This is a genomic window from Bradyrhizobium sp. CCBAU 051011, assembly GCF_009930815.1.
Classification (GTDB): Bacteria; Pseudomonadota; Alphaproteobacteria; order Rhizobiales; family Xanthobacteraceae; genus Bradyrhizobium.
Genome location: NZ_CP022222.1, coordinates 5329455 through 5344067 on the forward strand (window position 1 = coordinate 5329455; position 14613 = coordinate 5344067).

Consider the following 14613-nt stretch of genomic DNA (forward strand, 5'->3'; position numbering starts at 1 on the left):
CACATATCGTCGCGAATGCCGCCCCCGCGCTGCCGTTTATCCGGTCGTGCGATTGGTCGCGCATGTCCGTGACGGAACACGGTCCACGCTATCTGACGAAGCCCGACAATCTCGGGACCAGCAGGATAGCAGGCAGAGCGTAACAGGCAGCGGGAATCCCCCTCTGCCAATCAGGCGGAGGGCAACATGGCCCGCAACAGCACCACCAAGACAGGACTCGAGAACCGTACCCGCGAGAAGATTTTCTCCTCGCCGGTCGCGCTCGCCTTCGTGCGCACCGTTGTGGCGCTGCGAGGGATCTCCGAGACCGAAGCCCGCCAGATTTATCTCGACTACATCAACCGATCGCGGTCGGCGGGTAACCGCGGCCGCCGCGTGATGACGTGAAGTGATTTCCGAATACAGGATGGTCGCCCCTGCAAGGACATAAGGCGATCCGCTGACCGGTACCGGTCTCCTTCAGTGGAGCGGCAAACGGTGGTTTCAGGCAGCGATTACTTTTGGCCGGGCATCCCCCGGCCGTTTGTAGATTTCACGCCGGCGTAGCACAGCGGAAGTGCAGGGCTTTTGTAAAGCCAAGGTCGGGAGTTCGATCCTCTCCGCCGGCACCATTTCGCTCCACTAGCCCAACTGGTAGAGGCGACGGACTTAGATTCCGTGCGGTGGCGGTTCGAATCCGTCGTGGAGCACCAAACATTGCAATTCCATTGCATAGGCAATGACTCGACAAATGTCCGTGTAGCCCAATCGGTAGAGGCGGCGCTTTCAAACGGCGCGCGATCGCGGTTCGAATCCGTGCACGGACACCAAGCGCGCGCTTAGCTCAGCGGTAGAGCGCCTGTCTTACACACAGGATGTCGGCCGTTCGATCCGGTCAGCGCGTACCAACTCGCGTCCGTAGCTCATTCAGGAGAGCGCCGCTGTGACATGGCGGAGGCGGCAGGGGCAGAGCCTGCCGGACGCACCATCAATTCCCTCTCGTAGCTCAGTGGTAGAGCAATCGCTTGATAAGCGATCGACGGATGTTCGATTCATCACGGGAGGACCAAACAGCCAGGAGGTCACCATGAGCGAGAACTTACCTGCCGGCGTGCACCGTCTCTCCGCCGAGAGCCAGCTCGCGCTTGCCCGATCAAAGGCGAGGGGCGACGCCATCATGGCGCGTCACGCGAAACCGGAGCGGCTGGCCGCCGCGACCATCAAGACAATGGATCCGGAGCGTTAAACCTGAATGGAGATGGAGCGGACTTTTAACCCGTGCGCAAGTGGTTCGAAACCACCCGGATCCTCCATCACGGACCTGTGCCCCCAGCGGCTAAGGGAGCGGATTCTTAATCCGTCGCGAAAGCATCGTCGGTTCGAGTCCGACCAGGTCCTCCAACTGAATTTTCGCGCTCGTGGCGAAACTGGTAGACGCGCCGTCTTGAGAGGGCGGTGGGAGACCATGTCGGTTCGATCCCGGCCGAGCGCACCAATTGCCCAACCAATTGCCCATGTCCCCATCTGGCGAAGGGACCGGACTGTCGATCCGGGAAGGCGAGTTCGATCCTCGTCATGGGCGCCAATTCCAGGATGTAGCTTAGCCCGGCTAAAGCGCACGCCTCGGGCGCGTGAGACCCGCAGGTTCAAATCCTGCCATCCTGACCACTTCGGGCGTCTAGCTCAACGGTAGAGCCGGCTGCTCATAACAGTCCACGTATCGGTTCAAATCCGGTGGCGCCCACCACCAAAGAGAGGAGAGGGCAATGTTCGCAGCAAATCCCTCCCTTGTCCTCAACGCCGACTTCCAGCCGCTCAGCTATTTCCCGCTGTCGCTGTTCAACTGGGAGGATGCCGTCAAGGCGGTCGTGAAGGGATCGCATGTCGTCGTCGCAGAATACGAACAGCTTGTCCGCAGCCCGTCGACGGTGATGCGGCTGCCGTCGGTCATCGCGCTGCGCGAGTACGTGCGGCCGCCGTCTCGAGTAGCCTTCACCCGGTTCAACGTCTTCCTCCGCGATCGCTTCCGTTGCCAGTATTGCGGCGACCAGCACCTCCGCGGCGAACTGACGTTCGACCACGTTATCTCGCGAGTAAACGGCGGCCAGACGTCGTGGACAAACATCGTGGCGGCTTGCAGTCCCTGCAACACGCGCAAGGGCCGCTTCTACCTGAAGCCGCTGCGGGAGCCGTTCGAGCCGACGCAGTACGACTTGATGGCAGCCCAGCGTCTGTTCCCGCCGAACTTTCTGCACGAGACCTGGCGCGACTATCTGTACTGGGACGTCGAGCTCGAGAAGTAACGGCGCCGGCGGCGAGTTTCTTCCGCCGGCGTCCATCACCACGTAGCTCAACTGGACGAGCACGACCCTCCGAAGGTCGAGGATGTAGGTTCGAGTCCTATCGTGGTGGCCAAATTTTGATGCCCGACAAGCGGGAGGCCCGCGCTCTTAAGCGGGAAACTTGAAACGGCCGTGCCCGCGGCGATAGCCGATGGTGCTGCCCTGGATGACGAACCGGACAAGCGTGCCGGCGCTGCCTTGAAAACAGACGGGCGCCGCGAGGCGTTGCGGTGCAAGTCCGCCGTCACTCCGCCATTTGGACAGTGAACCGGCGCGCCGCCGGCCTCGATTGGAAATCGAGTGGGCGCTTCGGCGCTGGGGATCAGGGCCTCCGCTGTCCGCCACCTAGATGTGAGCTTTCAGGAGGTTGTCCATCCAGTCCTGAACGAGGAAGCTGAAGTTGTCGAAGCTTTAGCCAATCCCCGGAGGACCGAATGGACACCCATAAGAATGCGCCTCTGACGCCGAAAGGTCGAGAGGCCATGGTGCGGAGCGTGATCGAGGGCGGCCTGACGAAGGCCGCAGCCGCGCTCCGGTTCAACGTCACAGCGAAGACGGTCGCCAAATGGGTCAAGCGCTCCCGGGAGGAAGGTGTTGATGGGTTGCGTGATCGCTCCTCACGGCCCCATTCATTGCCAGGCCAAACCCTGCCTGCCACATGCGCTGCGGTCGAGGCGCTGCGCCGACAGCGCCACACGGGCAAGCAGATCGCGGCCGAACTCGGCATCTCTCCGGCGACTGTCAGTCGTGTCCTGCGGCGACTGGGATTGAACCGGTTGCGCGACCTGGAACCGGCCGAACCGGTGCGGCGCTACGAGCGTGAACATCCCGGCGAACTGATCCACATCGACATCAAAAAGCTCGGCAAGTTCAACCAGGTAGGCCATCGCATCACCGGCGATCGAACCGGTCAGAGCAACCTGCGTACCCGCGGCGAAGGGCCTGGCTGGGAATACGTCCACGTCTGTATCGACGATGCTTCCCGGATCGCCTTCAGCAAGGTCATGAAGAGCGAACGGCAGGGTTGCGCCGTGGCCTTCCTCAAAGCTGCGATCGCTTACTACGCCAGCCTGGACGTCAGGGTCGAGCGGGTGATGACCGACAACGGTTCTTGCTATAAATCGCGCGCCTTCCGCAAAGCCTGCCAGCGCCTCGGCCTCAAGCACATTCGCACCAAGCCATACACGCCGAAGACCAACGGTAAGGCCGAACGCTTCATTCAGACCAGCTTGCGCGAGTGGGCTTATGCCCGCGCCTACAACACCTCAGGAGAACGCGCCGCCGAACTGCCAAGATGGCTTCACCGCTACAATTGGCATCGCCCTCATGGCAGTATCGGCGCGATGCCACCCATCAGCAGACTCGCTCTAACCGGGAACAACCTGTTGAGGCTCCACACCTAGAGCATGATCCGGATCCGAAGGGCCGCGTCAGCGCAAAGTGGACACCGGTTTTCCCTCGCGACAAACGCGGAACGCGTTTGCGCGGAGATCATGCTCAAACAAAAAGACAGATTGGGATGACGATTCGAAGAAGCGGCACCCCAATCTTGGAGAGTCAACCGGACAGGCGCGCCGGCACGGCTTCGAACACCGATGGCACCGAAAGGTGTGAGGCTCAGGTCCTCGGCTCTCCGCCATCAACGATCGCGCCAGGCCGGATGTACGCCGGCGCCGCTGAGGAGTTGCAGCCTCGGCATTATTTCGCGGGATGACCGGAGCGGTAACCAGGCCCCCGGCCGTGGCTCATAACCACGAGACGCGCGTTCGATTAGCGCTCCCGCCAACCAATCCGGGTAACGCCAAGTCTGGGGACTGAGCGGGCCTGTAAAGCCTGCGCCTTTGTGCCTGCCTGGTTCGATTCCAGGGTTACCCACCACGCATCATTGCGGACGTAGCTGGAAGGTCGAGCACCTGAGTGCCACTCAGGAGAATCGGTTTCGATTACCGACGTCCGCGCCATCTAGCCCAGTTAGCAAATCTGGTGATTGCACGCGCCTGAAGAGCGCAGGAGGCCAGTTCAAATCTGGCGCTGGGCACCATTTCGGGGCAAGCAGCGGGCTGCAGTTGATCCTTGCAAGATCGACGTCCGGAGTTCGACTCTCCGTTGCTCCACCATCTCGTTCCCGTCGAGCCATCTCGGTGAAGGCGCTCCGCTGTTAACGGAGGAAGGCACGTTCGAATCGTGCGGCGGGAGCCAATGCACCACTTCCGATCTCGGGCCTGACTTAGGACGCCGAAACGGAAACGGCCGCCATTGTAAGTCGAAAAAATGGACATGCTGCCATCGTCTAGCGGCAAGGATGCCCGGTTCTCAGCCGGTCGACGCGGGTTCGAGTCCCGCTGGCAGTGCCATAATCATCTTCCCGTAGCTCAACTGGATGAGCAGCGCGCTACGAACGCGAAGGTATGCAGGTTCGAGTCCTGCCGGGAAGGCCAATCTCTCCTGGGTAAAGCTCGTGTGGAAGAGCACCGCGTTTGGGCCGCGGAGGCGCGTGGTCGGAGCACGCTGCCCAGACCATCATCGCGCGCTGGCCGATCGGCTAGGCAGCGGACTCTGAATCCGCTCAGACAGGTTCGACTCCTGTGCGCGCAGCCAATTTGGCCCCGTGGCGAAACAGGAACGCGGCGGTCTGCAAAACCGCTATGAGCCGGGGCAGCACCGGCCGGGGCTTCCAGCATGCGCTCGTGGACCAACTGGATGGTCAGCCGTCTTCTAAACGGCCCTATGCTGGTTCGAGTCCAGTCGAGCGCGCCATCATCATGTGAGTTGGAGAGTTGGCCGAGCGGTAAGGCAACGCGGTGCTAACGCGTCGAGTCCTTCGGGACGCACAGGTTCGATCCCTGTACTCTCCGCCATCACGCCAACCCCGGTAGGCGAACCCATCCGCGATCGATCGGATCTTCCTGCGGGCGTGGCGTAGTGGGCTGCGCGCCTGTCTTCCAAACAGGAGGTGTTCGGTTCGATCCCGACCGCCCGCACCAACCTGCCATCGCCTGGTGCCAAGGGTACGGCGCTTTCAACGCTGGACTTCGCGGGTTGAACTCCCGTTGGCAGGACCAGATTCATGAGCGCGTCGCCGAGCTGGGCAAGGCGCCGGATTTTGATTCCGGTGGTTCGAGTCCTGCCGCGCTTGCCAATTCCTCGCGGGGCCTCGGTAGGGAAGGGGCCGGCTCATAAGGCTGGAGTGGCGGGTTCGACCCCCGTACCCGCGACCATTTCCGGCAGTTCGGGGCTGGCTTGACCCGTTGTGTCCGCTGATCACCAACGGCTCGACTTGCTCGTCATCCAGCCGCCGCCGACTACGAGATAGTGGCCATTCAATCTCTCCTGATTTCGTTCAATGGCAGGACGCTCGGTTGTGGACCGGGAGACGCGGAGTTCGATTCTCCCAGTCAGGACCAGATGCCGGTTTAGTTCAGTGGTAGAACGCGGGCCTCCAAAACCCGATTCGACTGTTCGATTCAGTCAGCCGGTGCCAACTTCTTCTCGTGCCCTGGCGGTCCGCTCGTGCGGTATGCAGCGCGCGGCCGTGCCGCGGTATGAAGTTTGCGCTCCACAATCTTGCTTTTCTGCGCAATCGCGCGCCCGATGCCGAGCATAGCGAACTGACCTGCCTTCGTGTCGCCGGTGGGGCAGGGGGCTTCTATTCAGAGTAAGGGCGAAAAATGCTGACGTCGGGGTTCGAGTCGCTCCCCTGCTACGACGCGAGTTCCCCGGTGGCGTGAGGTGTCTGGCTGTAGCGCCCTTCCGCTACCAAAGCTGCGGTTGTCCGGCGCTCAGGGCACCTTGATCCCGGCGCGCTCGATCACACGCGCGTACCCTGCACGCTCCTTAGCGAGCGCTTCGGCGTAGGCCGGACCGGGCAGTTCGGTCTGAAGTACACCAAACTTTTCGAGTGCGGTGCGGACCTCGGGGATCTTGCCGACCGCGACCAGCTCTTCAATGAGCTTCTTCACGATGTCGGGCGGTATGTTGGCGGGGCCGACCCAGCCGAATGCCGGCATCAGTTCGAAGCCCGGTAGGGTCGCGGCGGTCGGCTCGATCTCCTTGGCGAGCGGATAGGGCCCAGGCGACGTGATCGAGACGGCACGCAGTTTGCCGGCTTTCACCTGCTCGTATGCCACGGCGAAGTTGTCGCAGGCGAGCCGGATCTGACCACCAATCAGATCCTGGATGCTGAGGTTTGATGCGCGGTAGGTGACGGCCGTCATCTTGAGCCCCGCGGCGTCCTCCAGCATCGCGCCGCAGATATGCTGCGTCGTGCCGGGGCCAGATGTCGCATACGGCGTCTCCGGGTTCGCCTTCAGCCAGGCGATCAGCTCCGCCATGGTGTTGGCGGGGACGGACGGGTTGACGAGCCAGATGTTCGGCTGCGCCGCCATGCCATAGAGGTAGGTGAAGTCTTTCTCGACGTTGTAGGGGATCTTGTCCTTGATCAGTATCGGATTGATGGCGATTCCACCGGAGGTGGCTACCGCAACGGTGTAGCCGTCCGGCGCCGCGCGCGTCGTCGCGTGCAGGCCGTTGACCCCGCCCGCGCCGGGCCTGTTCTCGACGACGAACTGCTGGCCGAGCCGCCTCGTCAGTTGCTCTGCAAAAATGCGCGCCATGACGTCCGTGTTGCCGCCCGCGGCGAACGGCACGATGACAGTCACGGGCCTCGATGGCCACTTTTCTTGCGCCGTCGCAGCGCCAGTGAGCAAGCCAAGCGTCACGGCCACCACGGCGAGCCTTGCGAGAATACGGGACGGCATTTCGTTCTCCGATCTCTGACGAGCGGTACTGCAGCAAGAAAGTCGGTCAGCCCGAGGCTCGACCGAGCGTTCCGAAGGATATTTCGCCAGACGCAAATATGTCAATGACAGGCCGAACCCATCCCGTGGTCCTTTGGGTTTGCGAGGTGGAATTCACAGGCGTCGCGCGCGTCCCTCGGCGTGAACTTCTGCGCCCGATGGGTGCTGGAAGCGTTAGACAGCGTCATCACACTGCTCTCATTCTACTGAGGTGCTTCCTCAAATACGCTGACGTCGGAGCGCGCATGATCTCTTCAGTTCGCACTTGATCAATGCGGACTTCATTGCCAAAGCTGATTTTTATTTCGTTGAACGTGTATCGTTGTCGGCGTTTCATCGCGTCGCTCGCGTTGCGATGTGAATTGGGAAAGAAATGCTTCCAGCGACAATCTGCGTGCTGGATCGGAATGCAATTAGATGAAGGTCGCCACGCGTGTGCACTCGGGTTTTCGTGTGCACCATGTGTGCATTGAGAATGCAAAATGTGACGATTTGGCTTCCAATCGGAGCGGATATGGCCCTAGAAAAACCGGGGTAAACAGACTTGCTAATGCCGAATTTGCCAGTCGGTCCAATCCCTTATAGGATCGATTAGTGACAAAAAAGCCTAACGAAATGAATGCCTTAGACTATCTCTTTTCCGTCGCCCCGATGATGGATTGGACCGGGACATCTCAAAAAGCGAAGCCGCAATCAGCACTTAAGCACGGTCGCCAAGCGTCATGCTGTACCAAATGCTGTACCGACCGACCTTTGAGGAGACACAGGCGAGCAATTTCGCGGTCTCTACGGAAATCAAAAAGAGCGATCCGAGTTGGTGAACAAGGCTCGCTTTCCGCCAAGCAGGACCCGGTACTGAGCGAGTGGCCATACAGCGGCGAGGCCGACCCGGCGACTTAGATGGATCGCTCGATCGTTGCCAACGTGGACAGCAACATGCGCACCCCAGGCATTGTGGGTCGGACTAAAGAGCAGGAGATCAAGCGGCTGATATTGATCAACGGTGATCGTGTGCTCGGTATCGTCCCATAAATTGCTTGATCGGAAATAGGGTACCTGCCGGCCAAAGTGCCGTAGCAATTCGTAGGCAAAGTTTTGACAATTGGCGCCGGTTTCAATTCCCACCAGCGTCGCCGAGTCGCGGTAGTGGGCAATGTCGTAGGGTATCTTCCAAAATCGATCTGGAATGTCGGGGACGATATCTGCGACGAAGAGCGGCATAGATGGCTCACGTTCCATGAGCCAACAAATATCATTTTTCGGCGGCGACAGTAAAGCCAGCGGGAAGGACGGCGAAGATAAAACTCTTGGCCGAATGCATCGCGAAAGAAGCGACTATAGCTGTGCACGGCGATGACATCGAACGCGTTATCGCCGTCGCAAGCGGGAATGAAACTAGGGGTGCAGCAGTCCAAACTCGCGGCGATCGACCGGCAGCTCAGCGAAGTCTATCGCGCAGCGCTGAAGAATGACGCAGCAAATCGAGAGCGCGCCATAAGCAACAAAAGTAGTAGGTTAGCCGAGGGGTAGCTGCTTTCAAAGCAGGACCGCCCGAATGCGTCTTTTTGTTTGGCTGGACGCTCGATCGGAACCAAAATCAGGCTACGGCGTTCGAATCATCTCAGGCTACGGCGTTCGAATCATCGGAGACGTGTCATGTCGACGATGACGATGGAGACGGACCAGGTTCGATTAAGAGAATGGGATGACGCGCTTTGGTCAATGGCGGCCGTGCTAATACCTGCAAGTTGGGGGATGGCAAAAGGCGAGTGCGCTCCTCGACGCGTGATCGAAAAGCTTCTGGCAAGGGGTTGGATTGAATGGAAGCCGCTTTCCGCTGACCGCGTCCTTTATCGAAATACTGAAAAAGGCACCACCGCCAAGAAAGCTCGGATCCCGCAGCTTACGCTGCCCGCTAAGGCTCGACGCTGATCGCGCGTCGGTGTGCAACAAGAAAATGAGTGTCGCCAATGTGGAGGCGATAAGATGAGCAAAAAGACGTTTTCAAATTCTGGTATTTCTGCGGCAGGTCGAGAAGCGCACAAGCATTTCAAAACCACTGAAGCAGAAAAAGTCCTGACTGATAACGAGAAGGCGCAAGAGACCTTTCACAAAAATCGCGAACGATTGAAGTCGGAACGGCTTGCGCGAGATGCTGCCAAGGCGAAGGGAAAGTGAGCGAGCCGAACATGCTCGATCCGACGCCAGAGCTACCTGATGATACGCCGATCAGCAATGTTGAATTTCCGGCGCGAATTTGCAACGTGTTGGCGGCCGCCGGCCTGAAAACGGTCGGGGAAGTGCGCGAGACGTCGGACGAAATCCTGCTGAGCTTCCAGGATCTAGGGAAGGCCTCTGTCGCCTATCTTCGCGAGACGCTGGGTCTACCGTCGTGCGATGGGGTCAGGCTTTAGGCAAAAAGCCGGCCTAATTTTGCCGAATTGACAATTCCCCACTGGGGAGTTTGGTGCGTTTGCGCGGTGCCCGCCATGGCAGTTGGAGAGTGCGATGCATAAGGCTACGACCTTCGAGCACGGCGGCAAGGTCTACGAAGTTCGCGCGATCCCGACGTTAAACGGTTGGAAGGTTCGCATTTTCGTCGAGGGCATCCCGGCAAATGGCTTCACTTATTCAGTCGACTCAGAAGTCTATCAAGATGCTGCGATCGACGGAGTGCCGGAAGATTTGGTAGCCGGGCTGATGGAAACAGCGGAGCGTGATTTTCGGCGCGGCCTTGCCCAGGAATTGGTGATCGCCGAAGAGACTACCGACGACGATATCGCGGCGGAAAACGATAAATTCAAACCATGAGATCACCCCCCAGGCGCTCTTGCGGATAACGGCCCGGTTGGCTTTCGTCTTGGCTTCTTCAATCAGGCGGTCCGGCTCCGCTCAACTTAATTGCGAAGCGTCTTCATAATTTCGTCGCGCGTCTTTTTGCTTTTTTGCTTTTGCGGGTCGCGGCAAGTCGTTGACCGTACCTTTCAAGTCGGTGCTTTTGGGCGCGGTCGGTGCGAGCGGCGAGACGAATCTAGCGGCCCACCGCTTCTCAAACTTTCTTTGAAGGTGAAGAGGAATAGTGCTCACAGTCAAAGCTCCGCGTTCGTCGTCGCCCCGGTCTCACGGCCCCAACGCGCGTGGGTCGCCTAAGGGTCCGCCGGATTCACCAGCGGTCTTCCCAGATCGGCACACGGCCATCGAGGGCGTGGAGCATGCCGGGATCCTAAGCCGGCGCTCGCAGCCCGGAAGATATCCACCTCATCGATTTGGTCTCGGTGACCACCTTATCGACGTGATCGCAATTGACGCCCTGACACGTGCGCACTCGAATCCGATGCGCGAGGGCCTGATACGCGCCAGGACCATTGGGCCCAGACATTTGGGACAGTTGTGGGACTGAATCGCTATGCGGCTTGAATTCAACAAGACTGCTAGTGATGGCATGATGCTCACCCAAACTCAGGCGGGAGCGTTACAGAACTCTCAGTCACCGATAGATGCCGTGATGGGACGGTGATGGAGTCACCATGGGATCATTGCTATCTCCGCCGCTGTTCCATTTTGCTCACTTTCGAAAAGTTAACGAATTAGGGCACCCGGGAAAGCACAACGCCACCAAGCCAATAATGCCTGGTGGCGTTGGATTAGGTCCGGAAAGTGCAATCCCCCGGTGATTACCAAAACAGCGGATATGCACTGCGATAGTTCAAAATTGCTCACTTTCAAAAAAGGCCATTGTGGTCGCACAGGCCAGAACCCACCGTCCGGTGTGGTCCTAATTAGGCCGCCTGCAATTTGAAATTAGGACAGTGAGCAAAAGTGAGCAGCGCGCCGCTGCTGGATGTGGTCGGCTGCAACGGAAGCCGCAGCCATTCTGTGGTTTCCCTCAAGACCCAGACGGCGCTGTGCCGTGTGAGGATCGATAACCATGCATCGCGACAGTTTCCTGATACTCGATCACCTCGTCAGCGCAGTCGACACAGTGAGTGTGGAATGGCAAGAGCTTCAGGCTACGTCACATCTGCAAACCGGCTTCCTGTGCACGCAGGAACATAGACTGACCTTGTCGGTTAGGTCGCCGGGACTTCATCTTAGGGAGTGTGCGCCATGGAGACGAATCGAATTGCCGGCTCGGCGAAGGATTTCGCTGGTAAGCTCGAGGGCGCCGTAGGCGAGATCGCCGGCGACGCAAAGACCGAGGCAGCAGACCGCGTCCGCGAGGCGACAAGTACCGCGCAGAATCTGTACGGCCAGGCCAAGGATGCAGCGCGCGAGGCTACGGATGCCGCCGTCGACTTCGCCAAAGACGCTTATGAGAACAGCGGCGATACTTTCCATGACGGCTCGCAAGCGATTGCGAGGAGGGTGCGGGACAATCCGCTCGGTTCGATGTTGATCGCGGGCGGGATCGGCTTTGCGTTGGCGCTGTTGCTGACGCGCCCGCCGCGCCGTCCGCCGCAGCGCGCGCGATAACGGCTACGACGGCCATCTAGAACAATTCACGCCTTTTGATTGATTGGCCGCTGTTGATTTGGAGATTCAATCGTGAGTGATGACATTCCGCTGGCCCCTTACGCCCACGAAGGCTTGGGTCCCGCTCCAGAACCGAAATCCGCCATCGCGGAAGTCTCCGAAGCTGTGAAAGAGACAGTCCATCGAGTTAGCGGCGCGATAGAAGCGGGTCGGAAGCCAGGGATGCCGTTGAGCATCTTGAGCAATATCGCGCGTGAAGCGCCACTTGGTTCGCTGTTAGTCGCGTTCCTGTTGGGTGTTGCCGTCGCCCGCCGATGATGGTTGGGGGCGCGCCAACCGTCCCGGGCTGTACAAATGGCTGACTGCTCGGTGGATGCTTAGAGCGGGTACCCGATACCCGCGGTCGGCGGATGGCGTCCAAAATCGGCAGACTCTCGCGCGACACGCCCCTCCGCGCATGCCCTTCACCGGCTAAAGAGACCGTCGCACTGCCACAGCTCAACATCGTGAGCCAAATTGACTGTTGCAACAAAACGGCAGATGCGCCCGGCCATACTAACAAAAGACCGGTCCCCGTGAGGGCGGCTCTTGGATCGTTGTCGAGCGTTAGTACTTAAACTCCGGCATGGCCTTCAATTCATCCTTGGTGGCGCTATACACCGCGTGATCAGGATACCAATGCGTACTGGCGCTGGTTGTGGTCGTTGTCGTGGTGGTAGTTGCAGCACCGGTGGTGGTTCGCGTGGTGCTGTCTGGAGCGGAAGTAGTTGCAGGCGCATTCGCCGGTGCGGACGTTGTTGACGCAGTTGTCGAGGTCACCGGCTGGTCAACCCACTTCAGCTTATCGAAGGCGACCGCCACGTAGCGTTCGCCCAGGCCGAGAAAGCCACCCACACCCAGAATGACATTGGCCACTTTGCCTGACCTATCCAAAATCACGTCGTGGATATCGCCGATCTTCTCGTTTGCTTCATTGTACACATCGACGCCGGCGAGCTTGGACGCGCGCCATTCACCCTCCTTGTGCGCGGTAGCACTGGTTGTCGAAGCCGCTTGGTTTGTGGCTGTTTGCGCCGCCGCCGCGAAGGTCATCGACGCGATTGCCACGAATGCTATTGCAAGACATTTGGAAATCATGATGTTCCTCCATCGTTTTGGGGAACAATAACGCGGTATGACTTTGGTTCCAGCGACGGAACAGTAAATCCCCCTCGCGGCGAGGTTCCTGAGAAGCGACTGACACCCGGGCTCAACCATTGCGCGTCTCACTCGATCACTTCGTCGGCGCGAGAGCAGCGTGAGTTGCAGCCTTCTCTATAAACTTGGCTGCCAAGCGGACGTACGGCCCTCCTGATCAGATTTTTGCACCTAAAGGTGCGTTTCGCTCGTTGGCGATCGCGGCGGATTCGACGGCGATCGCTTGTCGCTACCGGGCAAACTGCGCCTGGTGATCATCATACGCACATACAAGCACCGCCTAATTAGAAAGCGAGAATCGAGGTTCCGAAGCAACCATTGGTGGTGCGCGACGTTGGTTCACTGTTAAACAAACAAAGGAAAGTCCAAAAATGTCGAATAAAAATCAGATTCACTCGAATCAGAATTTCGAGCACCAACCGAATAGTAACGAACAAATCGATACAGGGACCGCGTCATCCAACGCCTTCCTGGCGATTGCCACTGCTTACGGTGACTACACGAAGAAGTCGTTTGAAGACACGAAACTGTTCGTTGAGAAGCTCTCTGGCGTGAAGTCGCTCGACAAGGCGATTGAAGTTCAAACCGAATTCGCCAAGACGGCCTACGATACGTTCGTTGCGGAGTCACAGAAGATTGGCGCACTGTACAGCGATCTTGCCAAGCAGTCCTACAAGCCATTCGGTGACCTTGTTGCAAAGATGACCCCGACAAATCGATAATTCTTCCCCCCGCGGTGTCAGAGCACAATTGCCCTGCTCATCGCGAGGTTTTTCCAATCATCACTTAACTCGTCTAATCCTCGCAACTGAGAGCTTGCGCTCGCGCTTGCTACGAGGAGGAGCATTATGTCCAATCCTGATCCGCTTATCCAAAATTTGTCCTTTGATCCAGAGCAGGTAACCGCCGTGAACCAGGCATACGACCAGGCATGTCGAACGCTTCAGAATATCGGTCAGCTCGAGGTAGATCGCGAAATCATTGCCAGGGGTATTTTGCAGGCTGCAGGCAGCGGCGAGCGGGACGCCAACAAACTATGTGAGCGTGCTATCCTGGGTTTGACGCCGCTCGACTATCGGCAGCATAGCACCTAAAACAACCAACGGAGCGATCGGGTTCGGCTTCGATGACGGAGACATCGGCCTGCCAAGAGACCAGGAGACACTTTTTGATGCCGAGACCGCCGGCCGACCCGACGCGGCTTGTTCCCACCTCCGCCGTGCTGCAGCGGCTGCATGATGAAGTACCAGCGAACCATTTCACCTTGGGCTGGCTGATGCACAGCCTTCGCAAGCGATCCTTCGGGATCGTTATGCTCCTGCTCGCGCTGGTCGCGATCGCACCGGGGCTCTCGATCGTAGCTGGCCTGTTGCTCATGATTCCCGCGTTTCAGATGGTCGCGGGCAAACCCGCTCCGGTCTTTCCACACCGCATTGCCGCTCGTTCCTTGCAGACGAGGCACCTCACTGCTGTGGTGCAGCGATCCCTACCGGTGCTCAGATATCTTGAGAAGGTGGTTCATCCACGCTGGCACACTCCGCTCGGGGCAACCAAGCGCCTGGTTGGCACCATCGTCGTGGTACTGAGCGCCACCCTGGTGTTCATTCCAATACCCTTGAGCAACGTCGTCCCCGCCTTGGTGATTGCCTTGATCTCCCTTGCCTATCTCGAGGAGGATGGGGTCCTGCTCTCGATCGCCTTGCTGGCCGGCGTCATTGTTTTGGCGGTCGCGGCGGCGGCAGCTTGGCAGATGGTCGTCGGCGCAAAATGGATCATCGATCTCTGGTAGCGCCCTGTCTCTGGTAACGAACCGTGCCGTGCCGCTT

16 protein-coding genes and 28 tRNA genes are annotated in these 14613 nt (G+C 59.0%); 41 read left to right on the forward strand and 3 right to left on the reverse strand.

The features are described 5' to 3' along the window. Positions 1 to 186: 186 nt before the first annotated feature. The 32 genes from ACH79_RS43110 to ACH79_RS24835 all read left to right on the forward strand — a co-directional run bounded on the left by ACH79_RS43110 (position 187) and on the right by ACH79_RS24835 (position 5802). Positions 187 to 387 (forward strand): hypothetical protein, encoded by a 201-nt coding sequence (locus ACH79_RS43110; RefSeq protein ID WP_202639366.1) that lies wholly within the window; start codon positions 187 to 189, stop codon positions 385 to 387. A gap of 149 nt (positions 388 to 536) precedes the next feature. After that, a tRNA-Thr gene (locus ACH79_RS24685) sits at positions 537 to 611 on the forward strand. A 4-nt stretch (positions 612 to 615) separates the two neighbouring features. Further along, positions 616 to 692 (forward strand) — tRNA-Leu (locus ACH79_RS24690). Positions 693 to 732: 40 nt separating this feature from the next. Next, positions 733 to 809 (forward strand) — tRNA-Leu (locus ACH79_RS24695). 3 nt (positions 810 to 812) lie between these two features. Further along, positions 813 to 887, forward strand: a tRNA-Val gene (locus tag ACH79_RS24700). Between the two features lie 4 nt (positions 888 to 891). Next, positions 892 to 967, forward strand: a tRNA-Val gene (locus ACH79_RS24705). Positions 968 to 974: 7 nt separating this feature from the next. Then, positions 975 to 1048 (forward strand) — tRNA-Ile (locus ACH79_RS24710). A gap of 18 nt (positions 1049 to 1066) precedes the next feature. Continuing rightward, positions 1067 to 1225: a hypothetical protein gene (locus ACH79_RS24715; protein WP_161853337.1), complete on the forward strand. Its 159-nt coding sequence runs from the start codon at positions 1067 to 1069 to the stop codon at positions 1223 to 1225. Positions 1226 to 1296: 71 nt separating this feature from the next. Next, positions 1297 to 1380, forward strand: a tRNA-Lys gene (locus ACH79_RS24720). 11 nt (positions 1381 to 1391) lie between these two features. Further along, positions 1392 to 1474, forward strand: a tRNA-Leu gene (locus ACH79_RS24725). A gap of 15 nt (positions 1475 to 1489) precedes the next feature. After that, positions 1490 to 1564 (forward strand) — tRNA-Asp (locus tag ACH79_RS24730). Between the two features lie 4 nt (positions 1565 to 1568). Further along, positions 1569 to 1647 (forward strand) — tRNA-Pro (locus ACH79_RS24735). A 4-nt stretch (positions 1648 to 1651) separates the two neighbouring features. Continuing rightward, a tRNA-Ile gene (locus ACH79_RS24740) sits at positions 1652 to 1726 on the forward strand. 19 nt (positions 1727 to 1745) lie between these two features. Continuing rightward, positions 1746 to 2282, forward strand: a complete 537-nt coding sequence (locus tag ACH79_RS24745; RefSeq protein WP_161853338.1) for an HNH endonuclease — start codon at positions 1746 to 1748, stop codon at positions 2280 to 2282. A gap of 36 nt (positions 2283 to 2318) precedes the next feature. After that, a tRNA-Arg gene (locus tag ACH79_RS24750) sits at positions 2319 to 2394 on the forward strand. A 361-nt stretch (positions 2395 to 2755) separates the two neighbouring features. Next, the gene (locus ACH79_RS24755) at positions 2756 to 3724 is read left to right on the forward strand and encodes an IS481 family transposase (RefSeq protein ID WP_161853339.1); all 969 of its coding nucleotides are present in this window, start codon (positions 2756 to 2758) and stop codon (positions 3722 to 3724) included. 301 nt (positions 3725 to 4025) lie between these two features. Then, positions 4026 to 4110, forward strand: a tRNA-Met gene (locus ACH79_RS24760). A 4-nt stretch (positions 4111 to 4114) separates the two neighbouring features. Continuing rightward, positions 4115 to 4199: transfer RNA gene (locus tag ACH79_RS24765), tRNA-Tyr, on the forward strand. Positions 4200 to 4208: 9 nt separating this feature from the next. Then, positions 4209 to 4282, forward strand: a tRNA-Gly gene (locus tag ACH79_RS24770). A gap of 4 nt (positions 4283 to 4286) precedes the next feature. After that, positions 4287 to 4362, forward strand: a tRNA-Phe gene (locus ACH79_RS24775). 82 nt (positions 4363 to 4444) lie between these two features. After that, a tRNA-Asn gene (locus tag ACH79_RS24780) sits at positions 4445 to 4520 on the forward strand. 80 nt (positions 4521 to 4600) lie between these two features. Further along, positions 4601 to 4675, forward strand: a tRNA-Glu gene (locus ACH79_RS24785). Positions 4676 to 4682: 7 nt separating this feature from the next. Then, positions 4683 to 4759, forward strand: a tRNA-Arg gene (locus ACH79_RS24790). An 86-nt stretch (positions 4760 to 4845) separates the two neighbouring features. Then, positions 4846 to 4919, forward strand: a tRNA-Gln gene (locus ACH79_RS24795). Between the two features lie 4 nt (positions 4920 to 4923). After that, positions 4924 to 4998, forward strand: a tRNA-Cys gene (locus ACH79_RS24800). Positions 4999 to 5002: 4 nt separating this feature from the next. Then, positions 5003 to 5078: transfer RNA gene (locus ACH79_RS24805), tRNA-Arg, on the forward strand. A gap of 14 nt (positions 5079 to 5092) precedes the next feature. Continuing rightward, positions 5093 to 5179: transfer RNA gene (locus tag ACH79_RS24810), tRNA-Ser, on the forward strand. Positions 5180 to 5229: 50 nt separating this feature from the next. Next, a tRNA-Gly gene (locus tag ACH79_RS24815) sits at positions 5230 to 5305 on the forward strand. A gap of 1 nt (position 5306) precedes the next feature. Next, positions 5307 to 5383, forward strand: a tRNA-Glu gene (locus ACH79_RS24820). A 7-nt stretch (positions 5384 to 5390) separates the two neighbouring features. After that, positions 5391 to 5460: transfer RNA gene (locus tag ACH79_RS24825), tRNA-Gln, on the forward strand. Between the two features lie 190 nt (positions 5461 to 5650). Further along, positions 5651 to 5725 (forward strand) — tRNA-His (locus ACH79_RS24830). A 3-nt stretch (positions 5726 to 5728) separates the two neighbouring features. After that, positions 5729 to 5802, forward strand: a tRNA-Trp gene (locus ACH79_RS24835). Between the two features lie 298 nt (positions 5803 to 6100). Here the strand turns inward: ACH79_RS24835 and ACH79_RS24840 are convergent. Both ACH79_RS24840 and ACH79_RS24845 read right to left on the reverse strand, forming a co-directional pair. Continuing rightward, positions 6101 to 7078: a tripartite tricarboxylate transporter substrate binding protein gene (locus tag ACH79_RS24840; protein WP_161853340.1), complete on the reverse strand. Its 978-nt coding sequence runs from the start codon at positions 7076 to 7078 to the stop codon at positions 6101 to 6103. A gap of 834 nt (positions 7079 to 7912) precedes the next feature. After that, complete coding sequence (locus tag ACH79_RS24845) at positions 7913 to 8338, reverse strand: cell wall hydrolase (protein ID WP_161853341.1); 426 nt, start codon at positions 8336 to 8338, stop codon at positions 7913 to 7915. A 435-nt stretch (positions 8339 to 8773) separates the two neighbouring features. On the opposite strand from ACH79_RS24845, the gene ACH79_RS24850 reads away from it, so the two are divergent. The 6 genes from ACH79_RS24850 (at position 8774) to ACH79_RS24875 (ending at position 11908) form a co-directional block, all read left to right on the forward strand. Beyond that, positions 8774 to 9049, forward strand: a complete 276-nt coding sequence (locus ACH79_RS24850) for a hypothetical protein (RefSeq protein WP_161853342.1) — start codon at positions 8774 to 8776, stop codon at positions 9047 to 9049. A 54-nt stretch (positions 9050 to 9103) separates the two neighbouring features. Further along, positions 9104 to 9295 carry a hypothetical protein gene (locus ACH79_RS24855; protein ID WP_161853343.1) on the forward strand — a complete coding sequence of 64 codons (192 nt, stop codon included), beginning with the start codon at positions 9104 to 9106 and terminating at the stop codon, positions 9293 to 9295. Next, on the forward strand, positions 9292 to 9531 hold the full coding sequence (locus tag ACH79_RS24860; protein WP_161853344.1) for a DNA-directed RNA polymerase subunit alpha C-terminal domain-containing protein: 240 nt from the start codon (positions 9292 to 9294) through the stop codon (positions 9529 to 9531). The genes ACH79_RS24855 and ACH79_RS24860 overlap by 4 nt, the downstream gene beginning before the upstream one ends. Positions 9532 to 9625: 94 nt before the next feature. Further along, positions 9626 to 9928 carry a hypothetical protein gene (locus ACH79_RS24865; RefSeq protein WP_161853345.1) on the forward strand — a complete coding sequence of 101 codons (303 nt, stop codon included), beginning with the start codon at positions 9626 to 9628 and terminating at the stop codon, positions 9926 to 9928. Between the two features lie 1296 nt (positions 9929 to 11224). Next, positions 11225 to 11590 carry a CsbD family protein gene (locus ACH79_RS24870; protein WP_161853346.1) on the forward strand — a complete coding sequence of 122 codons (366 nt, stop codon included), beginning with the start codon at positions 11225 to 11227 and terminating at the stop codon, positions 11588 to 11590. A gap of 72 nt (positions 11591 to 11662) precedes the next feature. Continuing rightward, a complete protein-coding gene (locus tag ACH79_RS24875) occupies positions 11663 to 11908 on the forward strand; it encodes a hypothetical protein (protein WP_161853347.1) in 246 nt (81 codons plus the stop codon). 288 nt (positions 11909 to 12196) lie between these two features. On the opposite strand, the gene ACH79_RS24880 is transcribed toward ACH79_RS24875, so the two are convergent. Beyond that, positions 12197 to 12727, reverse strand: a complete 531-nt coding sequence (locus ACH79_RS24880) for a PRC-barrel domain-containing protein (protein WP_161853348.1) — start codon at positions 12725 to 12727, stop codon at positions 12197 to 12199. Between the two features lie 431 nt (positions 12728 to 13158). Here ACH79_RS24880 and ACH79_RS24885 point away from each other — a divergent pair, with 431 nt between their 5' ends. The 3 genes from ACH79_RS24885 to ACH79_RS24895 all read left to right on the forward strand — a co-directional run bounded on the left by ACH79_RS24885 (position 13159) and on the right by ACH79_RS24895 (position 14576). Continuing rightward, positions 13159 to 13509, forward strand: coding sequence for a phasin family protein (locus ACH79_RS24885; protein ID WP_246738095.1), 351 nt, complete (start codon positions 13159 to 13161; stop codon positions 13507 to 13509). 126 nt (positions 13510 to 13635) lie between these two features. Next, entirely contained in the window at positions 13636 to 13881 is a 246-nt protein-coding gene (locus tag ACH79_RS24890) for a hypothetical protein (RefSeq protein WP_161853349.1), read from the forward strand. Between the two features lie 77 nt (positions 13882 to 13958). Further along, on the forward strand, positions 13959 to 14576 hold the full coding sequence (locus tag ACH79_RS24895; RefSeq protein WP_161853350.1) for an exopolysaccharide biosynthesis protein: 618 nt from the start codon (positions 13959 to 13961) through the stop codon (positions 14574 to 14576). The last annotated feature ends 37 nt before the right edge of the window (positions 14577 to 14613 follow it).